This window comes from Acidovorax sp. SUPP2825 (assembly GCF_030158995.1).
In the GTDB taxonomy this organism is placed as follows: Bacteria; Pseudomonadota; Gammaproteobacteria; order Burkholderiales; family Burkholderiaceae_C; genus Paracidovorax.
The window spans coordinates 1-1,770 of sequence record NZ_BQXK01000053.1 but is presented as its reverse complement, the minus strand read 5'-3'; the positions used below and the strand labels follow the sequence as shown (position 1 = coordinate 1,770).

Annotated in this window: 3 protein-coding genes; all 3 read right to left on the bottom strand. The window is 59.2% G+C overall.

Annotated elements, in window-relative coordinates; translation table 11 throughout:
• Positions 1–59: 59 nt before the first annotated feature.
• Positions 60–725 carry a hypothetical protein gene (locus tag AVAK2825_RS24625; protein WP_284403112.1) on the bottom strand — a complete coding sequence of 222 codons (666 nt, stop codon included), beginning with the start codon at positions 723–725 and terminating at the stop codon, positions 60–62.
• Between the two features lie 26 nt (positions 726–751).
• Positions 752–1,498, bottom strand: a complete 747-nt coding sequence (locus AVAK2825_RS24620; protein WP_284403111.1) for a DsbC family protein — start codon at positions 1,496–1,498, stop codon at positions 752–754.
• An 11-nt stretch (positions 1,499–1,509) separates the two neighbouring features.
• A partial coding sequence (locus tag AVAK2825_RS24615) for a hypothetical protein (RefSeq protein ID WP_284403110.1) occupies positions 1,510–1,770 on the bottom strand: 261 nt, incomplete at its 5' end.

The following is a 1,770-nucleotide window of genomic DNA, read 5'->3' as shown; positions in this document are numbered from 1 at the left end:
CTTGTGTTGGCGCGAGGCCTCAGCGAACAGGTCGAACTTCAGGGCGCTACGGGGAGTGATCATGGCAAAGGATGGAGCACGCGTTCTCGATCAACAAGGGACCGGATGGGTTTTGAGAGGTTCCCAGGTGCCCTCTTTCCATACTGCACCACTCGGAAGTAGGCGCTACGCGTCTTGTCGTCGAACGCGAATTCCGTGTGGTTTTGCGCCAGCGGCTTATTTTTGTCGTCAACGAACAGGTGGCAGTAATTCGGGAAATCCTTCTGTTTTCTTTTACCAGAAGATTTGTTTTCCACGATCACGCGCATGGGGCAAATGCTGTACATATGAGGCACGTAACCCTTTTGAATGAATGGACCATTGGGCGGGTCTTCGCATTTGGACTCGGCCGCACTGAACATCGTGAAGATGTACTTGTTTTCTTTATCCTCATGCGTTTGATAGAGGATGAAGCTGCCCAGCCTGCTGCCGTCGTTTCGATTGAAATTCAGCGGAGTCGATTCAATGCTTTCTTTCCAGATCGGCTCCAGCAGCTTTTTCTGCTCCGGGGTGCCATCGTGATACTCCGGATAGTTGAAGGTCACCAGCGGCATCAACTTCCAATTCAGGCCATTGGGAAACTTGATATTCCCTCGTTCCTGCGCGCCCGCAGCGCCGGCGGCGATGCACAGAGCGGTGGCCACAAGGCCCGCCGCGATCACGCTCTTCTTGTTCGATACCTTCATGGCGCCTTCCCTTTGATTGTGTTGATTCATTTGATGCTCACGCTCGCATCCAGCTCGGCGATGAACTGCTCGGGCGGCGTGGCGCCCACCAGGCGCTTGCCATTGCCCAGGATCACCGTGGGCGTGTTCTGGATGCGGTGCCGCTCACCGAACTTCAGGATCTCGACCAGGCCGCTGGTGTCGCAATCCTCCCGGCCCTGTAGTCGCCGGCCCGCCATGACCTGCTGCCAAGCCTCGGCGCGGTTGGGCGAACACCAAGCAGCGCGCGCGAACTGCGCAGATTCCGGGCTGATGACGGGAAACATGAACCGATAGACGGTCACGTCATCGAGCTGGTCCACGAACTTGGTGAAGACCCGGCAGATCGGGCACTGCGGGTCTTCGAACACGGCCACCTGTCGTTTGCCGTTGCCATGCACCTCCTTGATCGCGTGCTTGAGCGGCAGGCTTGCGAAAGGGACGCTGTTGAGCTTTTCAAGCTGCGGCGCGGTGAGGTCCTGCTGGGTCTTCATGTCCACCATGGCCCCACCCACGAAGCCAAAGCGGCCGGAGGCGTCGGTATAGAAGATCTCGCCTTCGGAGACGACCTGGTAGATGCCAGGAATGGGGGAGGCTGTGATCTGCTCCACCCGGACCTTGCCCGCCGTGTTCTGCTCAATCGTCGCCTTGAGACTGGGTGGGACCGGCTGTGCGCCCACCGCCATGGACAGGCTGGCCAGCACGGTTGCGCGCAGGAGCAGGGCGCGCAGGCGCGGCCGATAAATCTGGTACATCGATGATTTCCTCATTTCGTTTTGGGATGGGTCAGCAGGAGTGCCACGCTACCGGCCAGCGAGCCCAGTGCGCCGATGCGAACCAGGCCATGGAACGACGATGCGTCGCCCCAAAGCAGGCCGATGCCGGCGCCGGCCAGTACAGCAGGGAACCTCTCAAAACCCATCCGGTCCCTTGTTGATCGAGAACGCGTGCTCCATCCTTTGCCATGATCACTCCCCGTAGCGCCCTGAAGTTCGACCTGTTCGCTGAGGCCTCGCGCCAACACAAG

Excerpts from the sequence above, each read along its gene's own strand:
- AVAK2825_RS24625 (WP_284403112.1), bottom strand. The coding sequence starts at position 725 with ATGAAGGTATCGAACAAGAAGAGCGTGATCGCGGCGGGCCTTGTGGCC.
- AVAK2825_RS24620 (WP_284403111.1), bottom strand. The coding sequence starts at position 1,498 with ATGTACCAGATTTATCGGCCGCGCCTGCGCGCCCTGCTCCTGCGCGCA.